Origin of the sequence: Oceanobacillus caeni, assembly GCF_042678465.1 — a bacterium.
GTDB lineage: Bacteria > Bacillota > Bacilli > Bacillales > Amphibacillaceae > Oceanobacillus > Oceanobacillus caeni.
Genome location: NZ_JBHTKV010000066.1, coordinates 1 through 1697, shown reverse-complemented (window position 1 = coordinate 1697; position 1697 = coordinate 1). Strand labels below are relative to the sequence as shown.

General features: G+C 35.3%; 2 protein-coding genes. Both read left to right on the top strand.

All coding sequences use genetic code 11. From position 1 onward, the window contains the following. Nucleotides 1–74 precede the first annotated feature (74 nt). Nucleotides 75–473: an IS200/IS605 family transposase gene (gene tnpA, locus ACFQ18_RS18010; protein WP_114335144.1), complete on the top strand. Its 399-nt coding sequence runs from the start codon at nucleotides 75–77 to the stop codon at nucleotides 471–473. An 11-nt stretch (nucleotides 474–484) separates the two neighbouring features. Then, nucleotides 485–1597, top strand: coding sequence for an RNA-guided endonuclease TnpB family protein (locus ACFQ18_RS18005; protein WP_379566883.1), 1113 nt, complete (start codon nucleotides 485–487; stop codon nucleotides 1595–1597). The last annotated feature ends 100 nt before the right edge of the window (nucleotides 1598–1697 follow it).

Sequence of the window (1697 nt, the reverse complement as noted above, 5' to 3'; positions counted from 1 at the left end):
CAAGGCTTTTTCTTTTGCCTTTATTGTTCATTAAGGTATAATCAGTCTTATAAAACATAAGGATTGATATAAAAATGAAATTAGATAGTAATAACCATTCAGTGTTCTCGATGTATTATCATCTTGTGTTAGTCGTGAAGTATCGTAGAAAAGTAATAGATGATACCATTTCAGATTATGCCAAAGATAAATTTGTGACATTGAGTGAAAGGTATAATATTACATTAGTTGAATGGAACCACGATATGGACCATATTCATATTTTGTTCAAAGCACAACCTAACAGTGAATTATCGAAATTCATCAATGCCTATAAAAGTGCCAGTTCAAGACTTATCAAGAAGGATTTTCCTCATGTTCGTAAAAAATTATGGAAAGAAATGTTTTGGTCAAGAAGTTTTTGTTTGTTGACGACTGGTGGTTCACCAATTGAAGTGGTGAAAAAATATATTGAAAATCAAGGGGCAAAGTGAGGTGATTTGATATGGCTAAACAAAATAAAGCGTACAAGTTTAGATTGTATCCAACAGATGAACAGGCTTTGATCATACGCAAAACGTTTGGATGTGTCCGTTTTGTCTACAACAAGATGTTAGCTGAACGTAAAGAGACTTATGAGTTATTAAAAGATGATAAAGATGCCTTAAAAAAGGTGAAGAACCCTACTCCTGCCAAATACAAGAAAGAGTACGAATGGCTAAAGGAGGTAGATTCCTTAGCGTTAGCGAACGCACAACTAAATTTGGATAAGGCATATAAAGCATTCTTCAAGGGGAATGCCAAATTCCCGAAATTCAAAAGTAAACGACACAGGCAAAGCTACACAACAAATGTTGTAAACGGTAACATTCAGTTATTGGATAGTCATATCAAATTACCTAAACTAAAAATGGTCAAAATCAAGCAACATAGAAAGATACCATCAGAATACAAAATCAAATCTTGTACCCTATCTATGACCTCATCAGGAAAATACTATATTTCTATTCTTACAGAGTACGAGAAGGAGATAGAAAGCAAAGAAATTGAAAAAGTAGTCGGGTTAGATTTTGCGATGGATGGGTTGTTTGTCGATAGCGAGGGTGAGAAAGCCAATTACCCTAAGTTTTATCGACAAATGCTTGATAAATTAGCAATGGAACAACGTAAACTTTCGCGTAAAAAGAAAGGCTCTTCTAATTGGAATAAACAACGTATTCAAGTAGCTAAAATCGGGGAGAAGGTCGCCAATCAACGGAAGAACTTTCTTCATCATAAGTCGAAAGAATTAGTAACTAACTATGATGCTGTTGTGATTGAAGATTTAGACATGAAGGGGATGTCACAAGCACTAAAGTTTGGTAAAAGTGTCGCTGATAATGGGTGGGGGATGTTTACTTCTTTCTTACACTACAAATTAAAAGAACAAGGGAAACGACTTGTCAAAATAGATAAATGGTTTCCCTCTACAAAAACCTGCTCGAAATGTGGGGCAGTAAAAGAAATCAAATTATCAGAACGCACTTATCAATGTGCATGTGGACTAAACCTTGATAGGGATTACAATTCAGCACTCAATATCAAAAAAGAAGGCATTCGATTGTTAGAAAGTGCCTGATAAAAAAATAAACTCTTGGAACAAGAGGGTTAGCTTGGTCAAATTCGTCAGCTACCAAAAGTGGCGATTACCCAAGAAGCCCCCACTTCAAGCAACCCGT